The organism is Actinocorallia sp. API 0066, assembly GCF_020991275.1.
Taxonomy (GTDB): Bacteria; Actinomycetota; Actinomycetes; order Streptosporangiales; family Streptosporangiaceae; genus Actinocorallia.
Genome location: NZ_JAJLQY010000006.1, coordinates 193,049 through 212,373 on the forward strand (window position 1 = coordinate 193,049; position 19,325 = coordinate 212,373).

General features: G+C 70.9%; 23 protein-coding genes and 1 riboswitch. Of the genes, 10 read left to right on the plus strand and 13 right to left on the minus strand.

Going from position 1 to position 19,325, the window contains the following annotated elements; all coding sequences use genetic code 11:
* The first annotated feature begins 14 nt into the window (after positions 1-14).
* On the plus strand, positions 15-1,679 hold the full coding sequence (locus tag LO762_RS17040; protein WP_230616324.1) for a PucR family transcriptional regulator: 1,665 nt from the start codon (positions 15-17) through the stop codon (positions 1,677-1,679).
* 4 nt (positions 1,680-1,683) lie between these two features.
* On the opposite strand, the gene LO762_RS17045 is transcribed toward LO762_RS17040, so the two are convergent.
* A complete protein-coding gene (locus tag LO762_RS17045; protein WP_230616325.1) occupies positions 1,684-2,511 on the minus strand; it encodes a polysaccharide deacetylase family protein in 828 nt (275 codons plus the stop codon).
* A gap of 207 nt (positions 2,512-2,718) precedes the next feature.
* Here LO762_RS17045 and LO762_RS17050 point away from each other — a divergent pair, with 207 nt between their 5' ends.
* The 7 genes from LO762_RS17050 to LO762_RS17080 all read left to right on the plus strand — a co-directional run bounded on the left by LO762_RS17050 (position 2,719) and on the right by LO762_RS17080 (position 7,926).
* On the plus strand, positions 2,719-3,777 hold the full coding sequence (locus LO762_RS17050) for a sulfite oxidase (protein WP_230616326.1): 1,059 nt from the start codon (positions 2,719-2,721) through the stop codon (positions 3,775-3,777).
* A gap of 122 nt (positions 3,778-3,899) precedes the next feature.
* Positions 3,900-4,403 carry a GNAT family N-acetyltransferase gene (locus LO762_RS17055; RefSeq protein ID WP_230616327.1) on the plus strand — a complete coding sequence of 168 codons (504 nt, stop codon included), beginning with the start codon at positions 3,900-3,902 and terminating at the stop codon, positions 4,401-4,403.
* 201 nt (positions 4,404-4,604) lie between these two features.
* The gene (locus LO762_RS17060) at positions 4,605-5,024 is read left to right on the plus strand and encodes a hypothetical protein (protein WP_230616328.1); all 420 of its coding nucleotides are present in this window, start codon (positions 4,605-4,607) and stop codon (positions 5,022-5,024) included.
* Entirely contained in the window at positions 5,005-5,514 is a 510-nt protein-coding gene (locus tag LO762_RS17065; RefSeq protein ID WP_230616329.1) for a DUF6879 family protein, read from the plus strand. The genes LO762_RS17060 and LO762_RS17065 overlap by 20 nt, the downstream gene beginning before the upstream one ends.
* A 7-nt stretch (positions 5,515-5,521) precedes the next feature.
* Positions 5,522-6,388, plus strand: coding sequence for a helix-turn-helix transcriptional regulator (locus LO762_RS17070; protein ID WP_230616330.1), 867 nt, complete (start codon positions 5,522-5,524; stop codon positions 6,386-6,388).
* A 124-nt stretch (positions 6,389-6,512) separates the two neighbouring features.
* Complete coding sequence (locus LO762_RS17075) at positions 6,513-6,653, plus strand: hypothetical protein (RefSeq protein ID WP_230616331.1); 141 nt, start codon at positions 6,513-6,515, stop codon at positions 6,651-6,653.
* 61 nt (positions 6,654-6,714) lie between these two features.
* The gene (locus tag LO762_RS17080; RefSeq protein WP_230616332.1) at positions 6,715-7,926 is read left to right on the plus strand and encodes a cupin domain-containing protein; all 1,212 of its coding nucleotides are present in this window, start codon (positions 6,715-6,717) and stop codon (positions 7,924-7,926) included.
* Positions 7,927-8,166: 240 nt separating this feature from the next.
* Here LO762_RS17080 and LO762_RS17085 read toward each other — a convergent pair whose 3' ends face one another.
* Together LO762_RS17085 and LO762_RS33950 are read right to left on the minus strand one after the other, a co-directional pair.
* Positions 8,167-8,646, minus strand: coding sequence for a GntR family transcriptional regulator (locus LO762_RS17085; RefSeq protein ID WP_230616333.1), 480 nt, complete (start codon positions 8,644-8,646; stop codon positions 8,167-8,169).
* Positions 8,528-8,974: a GntR family transcriptional regulator gene (locus LO762_RS33950; protein WP_374201571.1), complete on the minus strand. Its 447-nt coding sequence runs from the start codon at positions 8,972-8,974 to the stop codon at positions 8,528-8,530. The genes LO762_RS17085 and LO762_RS33950 overlap by 119 nt, the downstream gene beginning before the upstream one ends.
* A gap of 61 nt (positions 8,975-9,035) precedes the next feature.
* On the opposite strand from LO762_RS33950, the gene LO762_RS17090 reads away from it, so the two are divergent.
* Together LO762_RS17090 and LO762_RS17095 are read left to right on the plus strand one after the other, a co-directional pair.
* Complete coding sequence (locus LO762_RS17090) at positions 9,036-9,395, plus strand: hypothetical protein (protein WP_230616334.1); 360 nt, start codon at positions 9,036-9,038, stop codon at positions 9,393-9,395.
* Positions 9,395-9,655: a hypothetical protein gene (locus LO762_RS17095; RefSeq protein ID WP_230616335.1), complete on the plus strand. Its 261-nt coding sequence runs from the start codon at positions 9,395-9,397 to the stop codon at positions 9,653-9,655. Before LO762_RS17090 ends, LO762_RS17095 begins: the two co-directional genes overlap by 1 nt.
* Positions 9,656-9,678: 23 nt before the next feature.
* On the opposite strand, the gene LO762_RS17100 is transcribed toward LO762_RS17095, so the two are convergent.
* From LO762_RS17100 to fmt, 10 genes are all read right to left on the minus strand, one after another.
* The gene (locus tag LO762_RS17100; RefSeq protein WP_230616336.1) at positions 9,679-10,011 is read right to left on the minus strand and encodes a hypothetical protein; all 333 of its coding nucleotides are present in this window, start codon (positions 10,009-10,011) and stop codon (positions 9,679-9,681) included.
* 10 nt (positions 10,012-10,021) lie between these two features.
* A complete protein-coding gene (locus tag LO762_RS17105; RefSeq protein WP_230616337.1) occupies positions 10,022-11,695 on the minus strand; it encodes a sodium:solute symporter family protein in 1,674 nt (557 codons plus the stop codon).
* Positions 11,696-11,756: 61 nt separating this feature from the next.
* Positions 11,757-12,191 (minus strand): PH domain-containing protein, encoded by a 435-nt coding sequence (locus LO762_RS17110; RefSeq protein ID WP_230616338.1) that lies wholly within the window; start codon positions 12,189-12,191, stop codon positions 11,757-11,759.
* A gap of 4 nt (positions 12,192-12,195) precedes the next feature.
* Positions 12,196-13,071, minus strand: a complete 876-nt coding sequence (gene hisG / locus LO762_RS17115; RefSeq protein ID WP_230616339.1) for an ATP phosphoribosyltransferase — start codon at positions 13,069-13,071, stop codon at positions 12,196-12,198.
* Positions 13,072-13,299: 228 nt separating this feature from the next.
* A complete protein-coding gene (ribH, locus tag LO762_RS17120) occupies positions 13,300-13,785 on the minus strand; it encodes a 6,7-dimethyl-8-ribityllumazine synthase (protein ID WP_230616340.1) in 486 nt (161 codons plus the stop codon).
* The gene (locus LO762_RS17125) at positions 13,782-14,993 is read right to left on the minus strand and encodes a bifunctional 3,4-dihydroxy-2-butanone-4-phosphate synthase/GTP cyclohydrolase II (protein ID WP_230616341.1); all 1,212 of its coding nucleotides are present in this window, start codon (positions 14,991-14,993) and stop codon (positions 13,782-13,784) included. The genes ribH and LO762_RS17125 overlap by 4 nt, the downstream gene beginning before the upstream one ends.
* The gene (locus LO762_RS17130; protein WP_230616342.1) at positions 14,990-15,583 is read right to left on the minus strand and encodes a riboflavin synthase; all 594 of its coding nucleotides are present in this window, start codon (positions 15,581-15,583) and stop codon (positions 14,990-14,992) included. The genes LO762_RS17125 and LO762_RS17130 overlap by 4 nt, the downstream gene beginning before the upstream one ends.
* Positions 15,584-15,663: 80 nt before the next feature.
* A riboswitch (FMN riboswitch) is annotated at positions 15,664-15,793 on the minus strand.
* A 362-nt stretch (positions 15,794-16,155) separates the two neighbouring features.
* Positions 16,156-16,851 (minus strand): ribulose-phosphate 3-epimerase, encoded by a 696-nt coding sequence (gene rpe, locus LO762_RS17135; protein ID WP_230616343.1) that lies wholly within the window; start codon positions 16,849-16,851, stop codon positions 16,156-16,158.
* Positions 16,852-16,950: 99 nt separating this feature from the next.
* On the minus strand, positions 16,951-18,369 hold the full coding sequence (locus LO762_RS17140; protein WP_374201572.1) for an RsmB/NOP family class I SAM-dependent RNA methyltransferase: 1,419 nt from the start codon (positions 18,367-18,369) through the stop codon (positions 16,951-16,953).
* 27 nt (positions 18,370-18,396) lie between these two features.
* Positions 18,397-19,323 carry a methionyl-tRNA formyltransferase gene (fmt, locus tag LO762_RS17145; RefSeq protein ID WP_230616344.1) on the minus strand — a complete coding sequence of 309 codons (927 nt, stop codon included), beginning with the start codon at positions 19,321-19,323 and terminating at the stop codon, positions 18,397-18,399.
* Positions 19,324-19,325 lie beyond the last annotated feature (2 nt).

Below are 19,325 nucleotides of genomic sequence, written 5' to 3' on the forward strand. Positions count from 1 at the left end.
AGGGTTATCCGGCGATGGAAACACGCACCGACCTCTGGACCCGCAGGTCCGGCGAGACCCACACCGTCCCGCCCCGCCTGCGCCTCGCGAGCACGGGGACCCTCACCTACGGGCTGCCCGTCCGCGACGTCCTCGGCGTGTCCACGCTCGCCGACGCCGAACTCGTCGCGGGCGCCGCCGGGCTGGACCGCGTCGTGCAGCGCCTCAACGTCATGGAGGTGCCCGACGTCCTGGCCTGGGTGAAGCCGAACGAGTTGCTTCTGACCACCGGCTATCCGCTGCGGAACCGGCCCGAGGCGCTCGGCCACCTCGTGACGGGCCTGAACGAGCGCGGGGTCGCCGCCCTCGCCGTCAAGCCGGGCGCCTACCTTGACCGGCTGCCGGAGGAGATGCTGGCAAGAGCTGACAGGCTGGGCTTCCCCCTGATCCAGCTCCCTGAGCACGTCGGCTTCGACGACATCCTCAACCAGGTGCTCACCGACATCCTCAACAGGCAGGCCGCGATCCTCGCCCGCACCGAGGAGGTGCACCGCGCGCTCGTCCAGATCGTGCTGTGCGGGGGCGGGCTGCCGGAGGTGACGGCGGAACTCGCCGAACTCCTGGACGGCGCGGTGGTCACCCTCGACGGCGACGAACGCGTCCTGGCCCGTGCGGGCACCCCGGCCGACCTCGCCGCCCTGGAGGAGTGGCTGGAGCACGACCACGGGATCGGCCTGCACGGCGACAGGGTCGTCGTGCCCGTCGCGGCGGGCGGCCTCGACCACGGGCTGATCGCCGCGTTCTTCCCGGGCCGGGGCCTTTCGGACACCGAGGTCGGGATCCTGGAGCGGGCCGCCACGGTCGCCGCGCTCGTCATCACCAAACAACAGGCGGTTGCCGCCGTCGAGAGCAAGTACCGGGCGGACTTCCTACGCGACGTCCTGGCCGGACGGGCCGGGGACGCCGCCCGTGTCGTCGCGCACTGCGCCGGGTTCGGCTGGGATCTCACCCGGCCGGTGGCGGTCGTCGTCGCGTCCCTCGACCTCGACGACGCGGAGCGGTCGCAGGAGAGCGCCAAGAACGCCCAGGAGCGCCTCGCGGCCTCCTGGACGGCCGCGGTACGCCGCCGCGACCGGGACGCCGCCGTGGCCTCGTTCGCGCACGAGGTGGTCGCGGTGGTCGGGCTGCCCGCCGAGGACGGCTCGCTGCCGGACCTCGTGTCGGGGCTCGTCCGCGAGGTCTCGACGGCCGAGGGCCTGGTGTTCACCACGGGCGTCAGCCGGGTCGCGGCCGATCCGGCGGGGCTGCCGGAGTGCTACGACCAGGCCGTCAAGGCCGTCCGGGTGGGCAGGCAACTGCACGGGCCCGGCGAGACGGCACATTTTGACGCGCTCGGCGTGTACCGGCTGCTCAGCCTGGTGGAGGACACCGCCGAGCTGCACGCGTTCGTCGCCGAGACGCTGGGCGACCTCGCCGAGGACGCCGACCCTGAGGCCGCCGACCTACGCCGCACCCTCCAGGTGCTTCTGGAGACCAACCTGAACGTCGCCGAGACGGCGCGCAGGCTGCACTTCCACTACAACACGCTGCGCTACCGGATCGGCAAGCTGGAGCGGATGCTCGGCCCGTTCACCGAGGACCCGCACCTCCAGCTCAACCTGAACCTGGCGCTGCGGGTCCTGCGGATGCGCGGCATCTGACGGCTCAGCCCGGCGCGTTGCCGCCGAGCGATTCCGGCAGGTAGTTCTCCAGCGCGGCGGGCTTGAACCCCTGCTCCTCGATCCAGCCGAGGATCGTCGTCATCTGCTGGGCGAGGCCCTTGCGGTAGTGCATGAGGACGATGTCGCCGGGCTTGAAGCCGGTGCCGCCGTCGCCGCGCACGAACGCGTCGCGGACGCCCTGCGGCGACGTCGTCCCGTTGTAGTACTCGGCCGACCAGAGCAGGATCGACTTCATCCCGCAGTCCTTGACGACCTGCTTGGTGATGTCGTTGTAGGAGCCGAACGGCGGGCGGAACAGCGTAGGGCGGCGGCCGTACTGCTGCTCGATCGTGTCGGACGCGCCACAGACCTGCTGCTTCTGCCCCTCCGGGCCGAGCGACGGCAGGTTGGGGTGGCTGACCGAGTGGTTCTCCATCCGGGAGCCCGCGTGCTGGAGCGCCCAGAAGTACGGCCCGTGCTGGGAGATGTAGGTACTGGTGAGGAACGTGAGGATCGGGACCTTCCGGTCGCGGACGATCTGCACGAACTCGGCGTCGTACTCGTAACCGTCGTCGATCGTCAGGAAGACGACCTTCTCCTGCGTCTCGATCTTGGTGAGCACCGGCGGCAGGCCGTCGTCAGCGGGCTGCGGCACCGTGTAGGAGCCCTTGGCGGGGGTGGGCCAGGTCTGGTCCGGGATCCGCGCCTGGGCGGTGATCTCGGCGGCGTCCGGGCCGCCGAGCGCGGCGACGCGCACCGTGGGCCACACACCCGCCGCGAGGGCGAGGGCGACCGCGACCGCACTGGACAACAGGGGGAATCCGCCGCGCATGGCAGCCAATCTTGCACACCTCCGCGATCACTGGCGAATCCTTCGCGCTATCTTCGACGCCGGGAAGCCGCCGAACGCCGGGCCGGTCCGATCACATGACGATCACGGCGCCATCACGGCACGGGTTCGTCCCGGCTCGGAGGTGGGCGGCGCGAGATTTCCGCAATGTCGATTGACTATGTAGGGATTAGGGTTCATGCTGAGACCGTGCTGCGGGAAGAACTTCGCAAGGGCGACGGCGCCTGGGAGATGAACTGGGAGGACATGCGCGGCGTCGGACATCTCACGCCCACCGAGCACTTCTTCGTGCACAGCCACACCGGCGTGCCCGAGATCGACGTCGACTCCTGGACGCTCACCCTGCACGGCGACGGCCTACGCGGCGACCCCGTCACGTTCGACTACCCCACGCTGCGGGAGATGCCCTCCCGGACGGTCACCGCGTTCCTCGAATGCGCGGGCAACGGCCGCACCCTGTACACGTCGCAGCAGAACCAGCGCGTCTCCGGCACCCCGTGGGGCCTCGGCGCGATCGGCGTCGCCGAATGGACGGGCACCCCGCTCTCCCTCGTCCTGGAACGCGCGGGCCTGCGCGACGACGCCGTGGACCTCCTGCCGCGCGGCCTTGACCCCGCCTACGTCGAGGCCGGTGTGGACTACGGGCGGATGCGCAGGCCGCTGCCGGTCGCCAAGGCGATGAAGGACGTCCTGGTCGTCTGGGAGATGAACGGCGCCCCTCTGACGCCCGCCCACGGCTTCCCGATCCGCCTGATCGTCCCCGACTGGGTCGGCGTCGCCTCCATCAAGTGGCTAGGCGACATCGAGGTCTCGACCTCCCCCCTGCACTCCCCCTGGAACACCGACTTCTACCGCCTGTTCGGCCTGGGCTTCCCCCCGGAGGGCAGCGCCCCCCTCACCACGATGCCAGTCAAGAGCGCCTTCGAGTTGGCCCCCGGCGCCAGGTTGCCGCGCGGCGAGGAAGTCCTCCTCACCGGCCGCTCCTGGTCCGGCAACGGCGCCATCCGCTCGGTGGAGATCAGCACCGACAACGGCCAAGGCTGGACCCCCGCCCACCTGGTCGGCCCCCGCCTCCCCCACACCTGGTCCCAGTGGCAGTTCCCCTGGCGCCCCACCACCCGTGGCCCCGCCACCCTCATGGCCCGAGCCACCGACACCACCGGCGTCACCGAACCCCTAGGCTCCCCCTACAACAACAAGGGCTACCTCTGGTCCGGCGTAGTCCGCCACCCCATCACCATCACCTAACTAACCCCCTCCGACCAATCCCACCCCACACCGCCCGAAGGCTACGACCGCCGCGGCACTCGTCCTCGCTCCGCGTCCCCGGACGGCGGTAGGGTGCCACGGGTGAGGACGGGGGCGGTGCGGTGAGCGCGGGGGTGCGGCTCGGGGCGTTGGAGGTCGGGCTCATCGACGCTTATGTGCGGTGGGACAACGATCCTCGGATCATGGAGGGGCATGGGCGCGCCGAGCCCGTGTCCCGGGCGGAACGCCTCGCCGGGCTGCACGCCCAGATGAGCGGGGACAACGCCCATTTCACCGTCTATGACGGCGAGGACCTGCCGATCGGGACGATCACCCTGGCGATCGACCACGCGGTCCGCACCGCCGAGTTCTTCATCGCGCTCGGGCCCGAAGGCCGGGGACGCGGGCTGGCCGCCCCCGCCACGCGCGCCGCCCTGGACCACGCTTTCAACATCCTGCGCCTGCACAACGTCATGCTGACCGTCCTTGCCCCCAACACGCCAGCCGTCCGCGCCTACCGCCGCGCCGGTTTCAGCGTCGTCGGCACCCGCCGAAACAGCGGCATCTGGAACGGCGAGCGCTGCAACGAACTCCTCATGGACGCAATCCCCCCAACCCCGAACTAACACCACCCCCACCCCACACACTCCCCTCCCTCGAACACGCCACCCGTGCCGCTGGCCTCTGACCTGGCGTGATCGCCACGCGGTACCGGGGTCCGGGAGCTGAAGTGTGTCCACACCGGGTCAAGGGGGTTTGTCTGTGCGGTTGGCGGCCTAGGTCTTCTGGCGTGCGCATCCGCGCGTCGCGAGGCTTGGAGGAAGCGCGTGCCCGTGATCTTTGTGGGGATCATGCCCGACAACCCCGGAGGTGCTTGTCCCGCCGTGTTCCGGGCTGCGGAGCCCGGGGGCGGTTATTACTTCCAGGGCAAGATCGTGGAGCGGCGACCGGTTCCGAATGGCCGGGCGCTCGTCTGGTTGCCGGAGTCGATGACGGAGATCATCCGGGCGGCGTGCGATGTCCACCCCTCCGCTGGGACGCACGGCGACGGGAAGACGGCCGGGACCGGGCAGGCGACGCGCACGGACGACGGTTTCCATATTCAGGGCACGATCGTGGCGGACCCGGAGATACTGGCAAAGATCGCGGCGGATAGCCCGATCCTCGCTGACGAACTGGTCGTGTGGCTGCCGGAGACCGCGACCGTCGAGATCGTGGAGGCATGTGATGTCCGAGGTGTCGTTTGAGGACCTGCTGGACGGCGCGGAGCACGAGGCCGTGAAGTTCGAGCTGCGCGACGCCTACCTGACCTCCGATCCCGCCTATCTGGGCTGGCTGGCGGGTGAGCCGGTCGAGAAGGTCAGCGCGGAGTACGAGGACTGGACCAGCCTGGTCCGGGCGACGGTGTCACGCGGCGTGCGGATACGGCGGGTGCGCGTGGTCTCCGAGCCCGTGTCCGAGTACGTCAGGTTCGAGCACGCGGTGACGCCCGCCGTCAATCTCGCCGGAGGGGAGGAGATCCGCTGGCTCGCCCGGCGTGAGGCCCGCGACCTCCTCATCCCGGCCGTGGACGTCTGGGCGGTGGACGGGAAGACCGCGCTGTTCCTTCACTTCTCCGGGGAGGGCGATCTCGTCGGCTCGGACGTCGTGACCGACAAGGCCACGGTCGCCCCGGTCGTGACGGCCTTCTCCGCCGCCTGGAAGCGGGCGATCCCGCACGGGGAGTTCAAGGTCTGACTCCCCTTTGACGCCCCCCGCTTCGTCCTCCACAGCCCAGGCCGCCCGGCAGGCACTCGCCGACCGGCTCCGTGACCTCAGGCTCGACGCCAACCTGTCCGCACGACAGCTGTCCGCTGCCGCGGGCTGGCACGAGGCGAAGACCTCACGTATTGAGAACGCCAAGAAGACCCCCTCGGAGCAGGACGTCCGGCGCTGGTGCGATGCGTGCGGCGTGCCCGGCCTCGCCCCCGAACTCATCGCGACCGTCCGCGCGGTGGATTCGACGTGGCTGGAGTGGCGGCGAGCCGAGCGGACCGGCCTCAAGCACCTGAACGTCCAGGTCCGCGACCTCTACGAACGGACCAACCTGTTCCGTGTCTACTCGCCCACCTTCGTTCCCGGCCCGGTACAGACCGAGGACGCCATCCGCGCGATCCTGACCTCGGTCCGAGCACGTCGCCGGGTGGCCGTCAACGACGTCGAGGCCGCGGTCGCCGAGCGCGTCAACCGGCAGGAATCACTGTTCAGCCGGGGCGGGCACCGGTTTCACCTCGTCCTGGAACAGGCGGCGCTCGGCATGCAGGTCGGCGGCCCCCGCGTCCAGGCAGGCCAGCTGCGCCGCCTCCTGGACGTGCGGCGACTGCCCGCCGTCTCCCTCGGCATCATCCCGTCCGGCACCGACCGGAGCGAGCGGCAGTGGGGCGTGGAGATGTTCTTCATGTTCGATGACGCCCGGGTCAGCGTCGAGCTGGTATCCGGATTCCTCAACGTCACCGCTCCGGCCGAGATCGCCATGTACGCCGAGACCTTCGCCGGGCTGTCCGAACTCGCCGCCTACGGCGACGCGGCGGCGGATCTGATCGAAGGGGCGCTCCGGGACCTCTCCGCGTAGACGCCGGGCCGCAAGGAGCCGCAAGTTCGTTGGCCGGGCAGCCGCCGACGCGCCATCCTCGAGAAGGCACGGGGCTGCGGCCGTCGCGAGGCCGCGCCCGTCCTCTGTCGGAAGGCGGTAGCTCATGCATGACGACCTGTTGGTGGCCGTGGAGGTCCTCGGCGCCATCCACGACCGGTACGACACCGGCCAGTCCGACCCGCCACCGGACGGCGGCGGCGACAGCTCGTGGCCCGAAGGCGACGCCCTGAACCACCCGGCCTGAACCACCCGGGCCGTGCTGACGGGCACGGCCCCTCCCCCAGCGCAGAGAGGGCATCACCGTCATGACCCATCGGCTGATCGACCACGTGGAGAAGGCGCTCGGCTGGGCCGGCCCCGAACGCCTCGGCCGGGATTTCGCCGTGGGGGGCGGGGCCGGGACAGACCTCGTCGAACGCCTCCTGACGCCGTCGCGCCTGCTGGACCTGGTGATGCGGCGCAGCCTGGCCGACCCGCAGTTGCGCTGCTTCCGCGACGGGACAGAACTGCATCCGAACGCCTACGTCACGCGAGGTGTGACGCGCCGCGGCCAGAGCATCGGGATGGTCGACATGCGCCGTCTGGCCGGTCTCCTCGACGGCGGCGCGACCCTGGTCGTGGACCAGGTGAACGTCTTCGATCCGACCCTGGAAGCCGCCTGCCGGGCACTGCAATGGTGGTCCCGGGAGCGCGTCCAGGCCAACGTCTACCTGACCACCAACGACGCCACGGGCTTCGACCTGCACTGGGACGACCACGACGTCCTGATCGTCCAGCTCGCCGGAGAGAAACGCTGGGAGGTGCGCGGCGGCTCCCGCCGCGCACCTATGTACCGGGACGCCGCGCGGAACTCCACGCCCGGCGCGGACGTCGTCTGGACCGGCGTCCTGCGCCCTGGCGAGGTGATGCACATCCCGCGCGGTTCCTGGCACAAGGCCACCCGAAAGGGGCTCGGCACCGGCCTCAGCATGCACGTGACCTTCGGTCTCGTGCAGCGCACAGGCGTCCACTGGATGTCCTGGCTCGCCGACTGGTCCCGCGACACCGACCTGTTCCGTGAGGATCTCCAGCGGTGGGCCGACCCGCGGGAGCGGGAACATCAGTGCCGACGGCTCGGTGACGAGGCCGCCGCACTCATACGGTCCCGCGGCCCGGCCGCCTACCTCACGGCCCATGAGCAGGAGACCGGCGCATCACGCCACGTCCGTCACCTGGCCGTTCTCGGCCCGCTCCGTTCCGTCGTGTGCGTCACCGACTTCCCGCCGCGGATCGAAAGCCATGAGAACACCGTCGAGGTTCTGGCTGCGGGGAAGCGGCTCACCTTCGCTCATGAGGCGCTGCCCTCGCTTCGGCTGCTTCTGGGCGGAGATCCGGTGCCACTCGCCGACGCCGTGGCCGTCGCCGGAAGCGCGTCCGAGCGGGTCGCGGAGATCCTGGTCGAAGAGGAGCTGTGCGCATGGCTGACCCCGGAATTGTCCTCGGGCTACACCGATCTCGTCACCGCCGCGACACCCTGACCGGAGCGCTGGACCTCGGCGTCACCCATCTCGACACCGGCTTCAGCTACCGGGCTTTCACCTCACACGAGACTCTCGCCGACGTCGCCGCCGACCTCCTCGGCCGCTTCACCGTCTCCACCAAGATCGGCTTCTTCCGGACGCCGGACGGCGTCCGCCATTCCCTCGCACCCGAGCTCCTGGGCGGTGGTGACGGGTGGGGGGACCGTCGGGTGGGCGGCGGTCGCTGGGCTTGGGGGGTCAGGTGTCGATTTCCCAGGCGTAGTCGATCTCCCAGTAGTGGGTGGGCATGACGTGGAGGCAGACTTCGACGGGGCGGCCTTCGGCGGTCCAGCCGACGTGGGTGATGACGAAGACGCGTTGGTCCGCTGACATGTCGAGGAAGGCCATCTCCTCTTCGGTCGGCGGCCTGACGGTGACGCGTTCGGTCATGCGCCGCTGGGCGTGGCCGAGTTCGGCGAGCCGACTGATCATGCCGCCCTGACCCTGTTCGACCTCTTCGAGGACCGTTCCGGCCGCGATGTCGAGCGGTATGTAGGACGGGGCGATCTGGACGGGCGTGTCGTCGGCGAACATCCGGCGGTGGCGGACGAGTACCTCTTCACCGTCCGGCGTACCGAGGATCTCCGCGACCTCCGGCGGTGGGACGGCCCGGCTCACGGTGAGCTGGGAACGCGGGGTCATCCCGAGCGCCCTGATCTCGGTGTCGAACGCGCCCACCCCCCTGCTCGCGGGCGGCCTTCGTGTAGCGGGTCATCGCGTCGCGGCGGATCTTACGCGGCATGGCGGTCACAAAGGTCCCCTTCCCCTGCCGGGTGGAGATTAGCCCCTCGGTGCGCAGCACCCTGAGGACGTTGTTCAACGTTGCTCGTGTGGTCCCGAAACGCTCAGCGAGTTCGGGCTCAGGAGGCAGCGTCGCACCCCGTGGGTACGCGCCCGTCATGATCTCGTCGCGGAGAATTGCGGCGATATCTCGGTATTTGGTCATCCTTGCCTCCCTGGTAGCAGCATACGAGACCAGAAACGTTAGACGTTCCGGTTGACGCATCCCGAGATCACCGTGCAATCTTATGACACCAGACGTTAGACGTTAGACGAGGGGCCTCCACATGCGCGACGCCGACAGGTCAGCAGTGCCCGGGGACATGGGATGCCCGGTTCGTCGGGCGCGGGTCGAGTGGGCGGTGCTGTCGCTGCTGCGGGTGCCGCTGGCGGTGCTGGGGGTGCGGGCACGGCTGCGGTGGGAGGGGCGGCGGCCCTACCTGTTGGTGTGTCGCCGGGGGGCGACGGTCGGGACCGGGGTGTATCCGCGGCGGACGTCGGGTAACCGGTTCGTGCTCGAAGTCGGGGAAGACGGGTACGTGGAGTGCCCAATATCGAACATGCGGGCGCTGCTGGCGCTGATCGTGTGGGAGACGTCGATGCCCGCGCTCGTGGGGCGGCTGCGCGCGGCGGGAGGTGGCCGGTGATGGTGCGGCTGAGCCGGGAGGGCGTCGCGCAGGACGAGGCACGGCGCACGCGGCGGCGCCAGGCCGCCGCGTTGGAGCGGGAGATCCGCGGCGCGCGGGTGTGGTGGGGGGACGCCTGTGGGACGTGGTTCGGGTTTGTCGCCGGGCCTACTCGGGCTACGGATCGGCTGGTGGAGGCGTCGTCCTTGGGTCGGCTTCGTGAGTTGATGCTTGCTCCGCCGCAGGCCGGGACGGCGTGGCGGGTGGCGGGACGCTACTGACAAGGCGGCGTTGATCGCCTGGCTCACTCCGGGGCGGTGCTGCCGGAGGTGTCTGGGGGGTTGGGGGGGTTGGGGTTGGTGAGGCCGCCGGGTTCGGGGGCGCCTTCGTCGAGGGGGTCGGGGCCGGTTTTTTCGGTGGGGCCCTGGCGGGGTTTGACGAAGGTCCAGGCTAGGAAGCACAGGCCGAAGAGGAGCATGGCTAGGCCGACCCAGAGGTTGATGTCTACGCCTTCGGCTTTGGCTCGGGCGGCGGCGTCGTCGATGAGGCCGAGGATGGTCAGGATGAGGCCGTAGAGGGTGAAGATGCCGCCGATGACGGTGCGGATGTCCAGCAGGTTGGCGAGTAGTTTGCGCACGTGAGGGCTCCTACCAGAAGGGGATGTAGCAGGCCAGGGACAGGACCAGGGCGCCCAGGCCGAGCTTGACCGGGGAGCGGTACCAGCGGTCGTCGCCTGCCACGGAGTCGTCGGGGCGGTCGGACGGGATGCCGCGGACGAGGCCGCGGAGTTCCTCGGTGCTCTTGGCCGTCCGGGACGTCATCTTCGAGACCACGATGGACACGATGACGTCGACGGTGAACGCGATGCCCGCGCCCCAGAAGCTCGCGTTCAGTTCGGTGCCGTAGGTGTCGCGCAGCACGCCGGTCTGGAACAGCAGGTAGGACGTGACGGCGCTGAGCGTCCCGATGAGCAGGCCCCAGAAACCGGCCCACGGCGTCATCTTGCGCCACAGGAGGCCGACGATGAAGGTGGCGAACAGCGGCGCGTTGAAGAACGAGAACAGCTGCTGCATGTAGGCCATGATGTTGGCGTACTGCGCGGCGATGAACGCGGTGAAGATGCCGCAGCCGACGCCGACGACGGTGATCCAGCGGCCGGTGCTCAGGTAGTAGCGGTCCGGGCGGCCCTTCACGATGTAGGGCTTCCAGATGTCGTAGGTGAACACCGTGTTGAAGCCGGAGATGTTGGCCGCCATCCCCGCCATGAACGACGCCAGCAGGCCCGTCAGCGCGACCCCGAGGACGCCGTTGGGCAGCACCTCGCCCATGAGCAGCGGAATCGAGTAGTTGTAGTCCGCGCCGGGCTGGCTGAGCTGCGGGAACACCACGAGCGCGATCATGCCGGGCACCACGGTGAGGATCGGGATGAAGATCTTCGGGAAGGCCGCGACGATCGGCGTCAACCGGGCCGCCGTGTTGTTCTTCGCCGAAAGGCCGCGCTGGACTTCGGCGAAGTTCGTCGTCCAGTAGCCGAACGACAGGACAAAGCCGAGGCCCAGCACGATCCCCAGCCAGCTCGCCTGCATCGGGTTGGCCTGCCCGAACCCGGTGTCGGCCCACGTGTGCAGGCCGGGATCACCGAGCGGGCTCCCCTCGATCTTCTCCTTCAGCCCGGAGACGCCGCCGACCTTCTTCAGCCCCAGGATGACGACGGGGATCAGCCCCGCGACGATCACGAAGAACTGGAGCACCTCGTTGTAGATCGCCGAGGACAGACCACCAAGGGTGATGTAGATGAGGACGAACACCGCGGCGACCACCACCGACACCGGCAGCGGCCACCCGACGAGCGCCCGCATCACCAGCGCCAGCGCGTACAGGTTGATGCCCGCGATGAGCACCTGCGCGATCGCGAACGAGACGGCGTTGAGCAGTTGCGTCGCCGGGTTGAAGCGGCGGCGCAGGAACTCGGGCACGCTGTGCACGCCGGACTTGTAGTAGAACGGCATCATGACGATGCCGAGGAACACCATCGCCGGGACGGCGCCGATCCAGTAGTAGTGCGTCGTCATCAGCCCGTACTGGGCGCCGTTGGCGGCCATGCCGAGGATCTCGGTCGCGCCGAGGTTGGCCGACAGGAACGCCAGGCCCGTGATCCACGCGGGCATCGACCGTCCGGACAGGAAGAAGTCGACGCTGGAGCGCACCGTGAGGCGTGCCGCGAACCCGATGCCGAGGACGGTGACGAAGTAGATCGCCAGCATCAGGTAGTCGATCGCGTTGACGTCCAGACGGAGGTCGTCGTTCGGCTGGAAGATCACCCAGCGGGTTTTCCCCGGCGCCGGGCGCGGCGAGCCCCGCTTAGGGTGATCTTGACCGGTGTCAGCGCGGTTCTTGGGCCTGCCCGCGCTCGGCGATGAGCTCCCGCAGCGCCAGGACGGCGGCGCGCGCGTCGTCGCCCTCCGAGCCCTGGATGCCGACGACGCCCTTGGTGGTGCCGTCGGCGAGGTCGAGGTAGGGCCAGGGGGCGCCGACGCCGAGGCTGATCCCGACGATCTCCGGCCACGTGTACCGGTGCGTGCGCAGCGGGTTGACGACCGTCAGCCCGGCTTCGTCCGCGACGACCTTGACCCGCGCCAGCAGCGACAGCACCCAGGCGAAGAAGACGCCGAACAGCACGATGCCGATCCTGTCGGCGAGCTGGAAGGTGTCGGAGATGGCGATCGCGAGCCACACCATGGTGGTGAGGATCGCGACGGCCATCACCGCCGCGGCGGCCACGGTGCGCCGTGGCCGCCAGGTCGCCGGCGTGGACACGGTGCTAGTCAATGATCTTGGAGATCGGGATCTCCAGGATGTCGCGGCCGCCCGCGGCCTTCACGTTCGGGATGAGCTCGTTGATGCCGACCTTCGCGACGACGCTCTCGACCGCGTACATCTCGCCGCCCGCCAGCGGCGTCACCGTCGGCGACGCCATCGACGGGACGACGTTGAGCACGGCGTCGAGCTGCGCGGCCGGCACGTTCAGCTTGATCAGCACCTGGCCGCGGGCCCGGATGACGCCCTGGAGCAGCAGCGCGATGTCCTCCATCGCGGCCCGCTTCTCCGGGTTCTCGTACGCCTCGCGGTTGGCGACCAGCTCGGTGTAGCTGGTGAGCAGCGTGTCGAGGATGCGCAGCCCGTTCTTGCGCAGCGACGAGCCCGTCTCGGTCAGGTCGACGATCACGTCGACGATGTCCGGGACCTTCGCCTCGGTCGCGCCGTAGGACGGGAAGACCTTGGCCTTGACGCCGTGCTGGGCGAGGAAGCGGTCGGTGAGGGCGGGGAACTCGGTGGAGATCCGGACGCCGTCGGGCAGGTCGGCGACGGTCTGCCACGGCGCGTCCTGCGGCACCGCCATGATCACCCGGACGGGGTTGGACGTGGCCTTGGAGTAGCGCAGCTCGCCGAGCGACACGACGTCCGCGTTGGTCTCGGTGATCCAGTCGCGGCCGGTGATGCCGAGGTCGAACAGGCCTTGTTCGAGGTAGGTCGGGATCTCCTGGGGGCGCAGCACCCGCACCTTGTCGATGCGCGGGTCGTCGATCTGGGCGCGGTAGTCGCGGTCGCTGGCGCGGCGGACGGCCAGGTCGGCGGCGCCGAACAGCTCGAACGTCGCCTTCTCCAGGGAGCCCTTGGGCAGAACGAGGGACAGCACGGTAGATGCCTTTCGATGGAGGTCTTCGTGGGTTCCGGGTGACGCGTCAGGAGCGGTGATGCTCCCGGCCATGGCCGGCGTGCCCACCGTGCCGCGTGCCTCGCAGGTCGAATGCCATGCCGAGCGCGGTCACTTCGCCTCCCCTACCGTGGTCGCCGCCGCGCCTTTGAGTGGCGCGGACGGAGTTACGTGCCCGCAACACTGCGGGCACGTAACTTTACCGCAGGCTCAGCGGACGTCGCCGCGACCCCGCAGGTCGCGGAGGGTCAGCGCGGCGTCGAGGGCGGCCACGACCGACTCCCAGCCCTTGTCCTCGGTGCTGCCGGGCAGGCCCGCGCGGGCCCGTGCCTGGTCGAGGTCGTCGCAGGTGAGCACGCCGTTGCCGACCGGCGTGGCCTCGTCCAGCGCGATCCTGGTCAGGCCCGCCGTCACCGAGTCGCAGACGTAGTCGAAGTGAGCGGTCTCACCCCGGACGACGCAGCCGAGCGCGACCGCGGCGTCGTGGTCGCGGGCGAACTGCTGCGCCACGACCGCCAGCTCCAGGGTGCCCGCGACCCGCGCGACGACGGGCTGGGCGCCGCACGCCTTGGCCGCCTCGACGGCGCGGGCGAGGAGCTGGTCGGTGATCTCGCCGTGCCAGCGCGCCGCGACGATGCCGACGGTCAGGCCCGACGCCTCGACCGTGGTGTCCTCCGGACGTCCCGCTCCGCTCATGCCAATCCCTCGATCTGGTGTCCGAGACGGTCGCGCTTGACCGTCAGGTAGCGCAGGTTGTGCTCGGTGACGTGGACGGGCAGCGCGGCCCGGCCCGTCACGTCGAGGCCGAAGCGGTGCAGCGCGGCGACCTTGTCGGGGTTGTTCGTCAGCAGCCGCACCGAGGAGACGCCGAGGTCGGCGAGGATGTGCGCGGCGTTGGTGTAGTCGCGGGCGTCGACCGGGTGGCCGAGTTCCAGGTTGGCGTCCACGGTGTCCACGCCGCCGTCCTGCAGGGCGTAGGCGCGCAGCTTGGCTATGAGGCCGATGCCGCGCCCCTCCTGGCCGCGCAGGTAGACGACGACGCCGCGGCCCTGGGCGGAGATCTCGGCCATCGCGGCGTCGAGCTGGGTGCCGCAGTCGCAGCGGTCGGAGTGCAGCACGTCGCCGGTGAGGCACTCGGAGTGGACGCGGGTGAGCACGTCGGTGCCGTCGCCGAGGTCGCCGAGCACGAGGGCGATGTGTTCGCCGCCGTCCACGCTGGAGGCGAAGCCGACGGCGCGCCAGGTGCCGAACCGGTTCGGGATCACCGTCTCGGCGGCCCGCACCACGAGGCTCTCGGTGCGCTTGCGGTACTCGACGAGCTGCTCGATCGAGATCAGCTTGAGGTCGTGCTCCTTGGCGAAGATCTCCAACTGCGGGAGGCGGGCCATGGTGCCGTCGTCGTTGACGATCTCGCAGAGCGCGCCCGCCGGGCGCAGGCCCGCGAGCCGGGCCAGGTCGACCGTCGCCTCGGTGTGGCCGCGCCGGGCCAGCACGCCGTGCTCGCGCGCACGCAGCGGCACCACGTGGCCGGGGCGGCGCAGGTCGGACGGCACGGTGTCGGCCGAAGCCAGGAGCCGGGTCGTGCGCGCGCGGTCGGCGGCGGAGATTCCTGTGGAGACGCCCTCGGCCGCGTCCACGGTGACGGTGTAGGCGGTGCCCCGGGCGTCCTGGTTGGTGTGGTGCATCGGGGGCAGGTCGAGGCGCACGCAGTCGCTCTCGGGCAGCGCGACGCACACGTAACCGGAGGTGTAGCGGATCATGAAGGCCATGACCTCGGGCGTCGCCTTCTCGGCGGCGAAGATCAGGTCGCCCTCGTTCTCCCGGTCCTCGTCGTCCACGACGACGACCGGACGGCCCAGGGCGATGTCGGCCAGGGCCTCCTCGATGGTGTTGAACGTCGTCACTTCCGCTCTCCGATCAGGCGCTCGACGTACTTGGCGACGACGTCGACTTCCAGGTTGACGGGGTCACCCACGACCTTGCGGCCCAGCGTGGTGAGCTCAAGGGTGGTGGGGATGAGGCTGACGGTGAAGGAGTCGGCGGCGGCCTCCACGACGGTGAGGCTGATGCCGTCGACCGTGATCGAGCCCTTCTCCACCACATAACGGGACAGGTCGGCCGGAAGGGAGACCCTGACGATCTCCCACTTCTCGGCCGGGATCCGCTCGGTGATCCTGCCCACGCCGTCCACGTGGCCCTGGACGAGGTGGCCGCCGAGCCGGTCCGCGAGCCGGACGGGCCGCTCCAGGTTGACGCCGTCGCCCGGCGTGAGGGCGCCGAGGCTGGATCGCTCCAGCGTCTCGCGCATCACGTCGGCGGTGAAGACGTCTTCCTTGAGGTCGACGACGGTCAGGCAGACGCCGTTGACCGCGATGGACGCGCCGTGGGACGCGTCGGAGGTGACGAGGGGCCCACGGATGGCGAGCACCGCCGACTCCGGGCCCTCGGTCTTGCTGACGATCTCGCCGAGCTCTTCGACGATTCCGGTGAACACTCCCCAGTCCTCCCTGATCTGGTTGGGGAGCTCCGGGGGTAGAGGAATAGCCCGACACGCCCACGCGGGCATGCCTGGCTGTGCGCGCTGCCTCCCATCCGGACTGTCACCGTCGGTACCGGAATCTCACCGGATCAGCCGGCCGATGGCTTCGGCCGGGTCGCGGACTTTACCGCCGGTTCGGAATTGCACCGACCCCGGAGCACGCTCGTGCCGCGCTGTCTGCGCGCCACGTCCTTGCTGCACTGCTTGGAGTTCACGGACCGCGGAGCGGCACCCGGACCGGCGCTGTGACCCGCCGGGCACCTTCTCGTGGGTCTTATGACTCGGTAACAAGTCTGCCATGACAGATGTTCCGGTCGCCATACCGACCCCCCGCCACGGCCACATCGGGCCAACCAAGCGCTCGCTTGGGCGAGTGGGTCGGATCCGACGCCACAAAAGACAGCCACACGCACGATCGGGCGCCCCGGCGTCCGCCCCGCAGGCCGCCAGGCCGGAGGGGCGGGCGACGGGCTCGTAAGCGCCCGATCCGCGGCGACGAAGGAGCCGCGATCAAACAGGGCGTGCCTTCAGGCCCTTCCGAAACCGATGGGGCGGGGGTGGGCTGCCTTCTTTTCGGCGAGGGCGCGGAGGTCCTCGATGGCGGCGGCGGGGTCGGCGGCGCCGTAGACGGCGTTGCCCGCGACGAACACGTCGGCGCCCGCCTCGGCGGCGCGTTCGATCGTGTCGGCCGCCACACCGCCGTCCACCTGGAGCCAGATGTCCAGGTCGCGGCCCCGGATGAGGTCGCGGGCGCGGCGGATCTTCGGGAGCACGAGGTCGAGGAACCGCTGGCCGCCGAAGCCGGGCTCGACCGTCATGAGGAGGATCATGTCCACCTCGTCGAGCAGGTCCTCGTAGGCGTCGATCGGGGTGGCCGGGTTGAGCGCGAGGCTGGCCCGCGCGCCCGCCGCGCGGATCATCCGCAGCGTCCGGACGGGCGCCTTGGCGGCCTCGGCGTGGATCGTGACGCTCTTGGCGCCCGCCTCGGCGTAGGCGGGGGCCCACCGGTCCGGGTCCTCGATCATGAGGTGGCAGTCCAGCGGGAGCGCGCTGTGCCTGAGCAGGGCCTCCACCACGGGGAGGCCGAGCGTCAGGTTGGGGACGAAGTGGTTGTCCATCACGTCGACGTGCACCCAGTCGGCGGCGTCGGAGATGACGGCCACCTCCTCGGCCAGGCGCGCGAAGTCGGCGGACAGGATGCTGGGAGAGATCTGAATGCCCATGGTGGTGTCGAGTCTAGGGTCCGCGCGGCGCCCGGCCGTCCCCCGGCCGGGGGAACCGGCCGGTGAGGGCGGACCCCGCACCGGCCGGGAAACCCCAGCTCAGGCGGTGCGGCGCAGCAGCGCGAGGAACATCGCGTCGGTGCCGTGCCGGTGCGGCCAGAACTGCGCGTACGGGCCGGTGCCCAGGCCGGACAGGCCGGGCGCGACGCCGCTGAGCACGTCCACCGCGTCCAGCCGGACGGCGTCGGTACGGCCGCGCAGCACGTCGTCCACGACGACGCGGGTCTCGGCGAGGTGCGGGGAGCACGTGACGTACGCCACGACGCCGCCGGGCCGCGCCGCGTCGAGCGCGCTCGACAGCAGCGCGCGTTGCAACGGGCCGAGTTCGGCGACGGTCTGCGGGGTGCGCCGCCAGCGGGCCTCGGGACGGCGGCGGAGCGCGCCCAGGCCCGAGCACGGCACGTCCACCAGGACCCGGTCGAACGACCCCGGCGTCCAGGCGGGCTCGGTGCCGTCCGCGACCAGCACCGTGGTGTTGGCGCCCACGACGCGGGTGATCAGGTCGGCGCGGTGCGGCTGGACGTCGCAGGCCAGCAGGTGCGCGCCGCGCTCGGCGCCGACCGCCGACAGCAGCGCCGCCTTGCCGCCGGGGCCCGCGCACACGTCCAGCCAGGAGGCGTCAGGGCCGTCCAGGGGCGCGGCGGCCAGGGCGAGCGCGACGAGCTGGCTGCCCTCGTCCTGCACCCCGGCGCGGCCGTCGCGGACCGGCGCGAGCTCGCCCGGATCGCCCTCGGCGAGGTAGGCGGCGTACGGGGAGTAGGCGGCCGGGCCCGCGCCCAGGCCGTACAGCTCCTCGACGGGGATTCGGCCCGGCCTGGCCACCAGGGTCACGCCGGGACGCTCGTTGTCCGCCGCGAGGAGGTCCTCGATCTCGGCGGGGCCCACCGCGTCGCGCAGCGCCGAGACCATCCACCTCGGATGGCTGTGCACGACCGACAGCCTGCCCAGCTCGTCGTCGGGCGCGATCACCACGAGCCAGCCGGGCAGGTCCCGCGAGGTGACGCGGCGCAGCACCGCGTTCGCGAACTTCGCCTGGCCCGGCCCCGCGACCGAGCGGACCAGATCGACCGTCGTGGAGACGGCCGCGTGCGCCGGGATCCGGGTCCGCAGGAGCTGGTGGACGCCCAGCCGCAACAGATCGCGCAGCGGCGGATCGATCTTCGCGACCGGGCGGTCGCTGCACAGGTCGAGGATCGCGTCGTAGGTGCCGCGGCCCCGGAGCGTGCCGTAGGTCAGCTCGGTGGCCAGCGCGGCGTCCCGGCCGCTCAGTTCCTTCTCGCGCAGGACACGCGGTAGGAGCAGGTTCGCGTAGGCGTCACGTGTATCGACGGCTCGGAGCACGTCGTAGGCGGCGCGGCGTACCGCGTCACCCGGCATACGGCGCTTGGCCTGCCGGGCCGGCCTACGGTTGTCGTGCGGCCGGGCGCGGTGCGCGCTGGAGCGGCGCTGTTCAGGCACGGTGTCCCCCCGTCGTCGTGGCGCGCATCAGGCGAACCGCTCGTCGGCGGCGGGCCGCAGGCCACGGACCCAGTCCGCCGCCCTCATACGCTTCTTTCCGGGGGGCTGCACCTCGGTCAGCGCCACCGGGTGGGTGCCGGTGCCCACCAGCACCTCCCCACGGGTGACCTTCATCTCACCCGGCGCCAGCGGACCGCCGCCCGCCGCCGGACGGACCGGGCCGAGCTTGATCCGGTCGCCCCGCAGCGTCGTCCAGGGGCCCGGGGACGGGGTGCAGGCGCGGCACAGGCGGTCCACCCGCATCGCGGGGGCCGTCCAGTCGACGCGGGCCGCGTCCGGGGTCAGCTTCGCCGCGTAGGAGACGCCCTCCTCGGACTGCGGGACGGCACGCAGCGCGCCCAGCTCCAGGCCGTCCATCGTGTCCACGAGCAGCCGGGCGCCCACCACCGCGAGCCGCTCCAGCAGGGCGCCGCTGGTGTCGTCGGCGCGGACCGGCTCGGTCAGGTGGCCGAAGACGGGCCCGGTGTCCAGGCCCTCCTCGATCTGGAACGTCATCGCGCCGGTGATCTCGTCGCCCGCGAGGATCGCGTGCTGGACCGGGGCGGCGCCGCGCCACGCGGGCAGCAGCGAGAAGTGCAGGTTCACCCAGCCCAGGCGCGGGATCGCCAGCGCCTCCTTGCGGAGGATCGCCCCATAGGCGACGACCGGGCAGCAGTCGGGCGCGAGCTCGGTGAGCCGGGCCAAAAACTCCGGATCGCTCGCGCGGGCGGGCTTCAGCACCTCGACGCCCGCCGCCTCCGCGACCTCGCCGACCGGGCTCGCGGCCAGCCTCCGGCCGCGTCCGGCGGGCGCGTCCGGCCGGGTGACGACCGCCGCCACCTCGTGCGACGACTCCAACAGGGCCTTGAGCGAAGGCACCGCCGTCTCGGGGGTGCCCGCAAAAACGAGTCTCACCG

Coding starts and splice junctions, on each gene's coding strand:
- LO762_RS17080 (WP_230616332.1), top strand. CDS start 6,715: ATGACCCATCGGCTGATCGACCACGTGGAGAAGGCGCTCGGCTGGGCC.
- rpe (WP_230616343.1), bottom strand. CDS start 16,851: ATGGGCATTCAGATCTCTCCCAGCATCCTGTCCGCCGACTTCGCGCGC.
- LO762_RS17065 (WP_230616329.1), top strand. CDS start 5,005: ATGTCCGAGGTGTCGTTTGAGGACCTGCTGGACGGCGCGGAGCACGAG.
- LO762_RS17095 (WP_230616335.1), top strand. CDS start 9,395: ATGGTGCGGCTGAGCCGGGAGGGCGTCGCGCAGGACGAGGCACGGCGC.
- ribH (WP_230616340.1), bottom strand. CDS start 13,785: ATGAGCGGAGCGGGACGTCCGGAGGACACCACGGTCGAGGCGTCGGGC.
- LO762_RS33950 (WP_374201571.1), bottom strand. CDS start 8,974: ATGCGTCAACCGGAACGTCTAACGTTTCTGGTCTCGTATGCTGCTACC.
- LO762_RS17090 (WP_230616334.1), top strand. CDS start 9,036: ATGCGCGACGCCGACAGGTCAGCAGTGCCCGGGGACATGGGATGCCCG.
- LO762_RS17075 (WP_230616331.1), top strand. CDS start 6,513: ATGCATGACGACCTGTTGGTGGCCGTGGAGGTCCTCGGCGCCATCCAC.
- LO762_RS17045 (WP_230616325.1), bottom strand. CDS start 2,511: ATGCGCGGCGGATTCCCCCTGTTGTCCAGTGCGGTCGCGGTCGCCCTC.
- LO762_RS17040 (WP_230616324.1), top strand. CDS start 15: ATGGAAACACGCACCGACCTCTGGACCCGCAGGTCCGGCGAGACCCAC.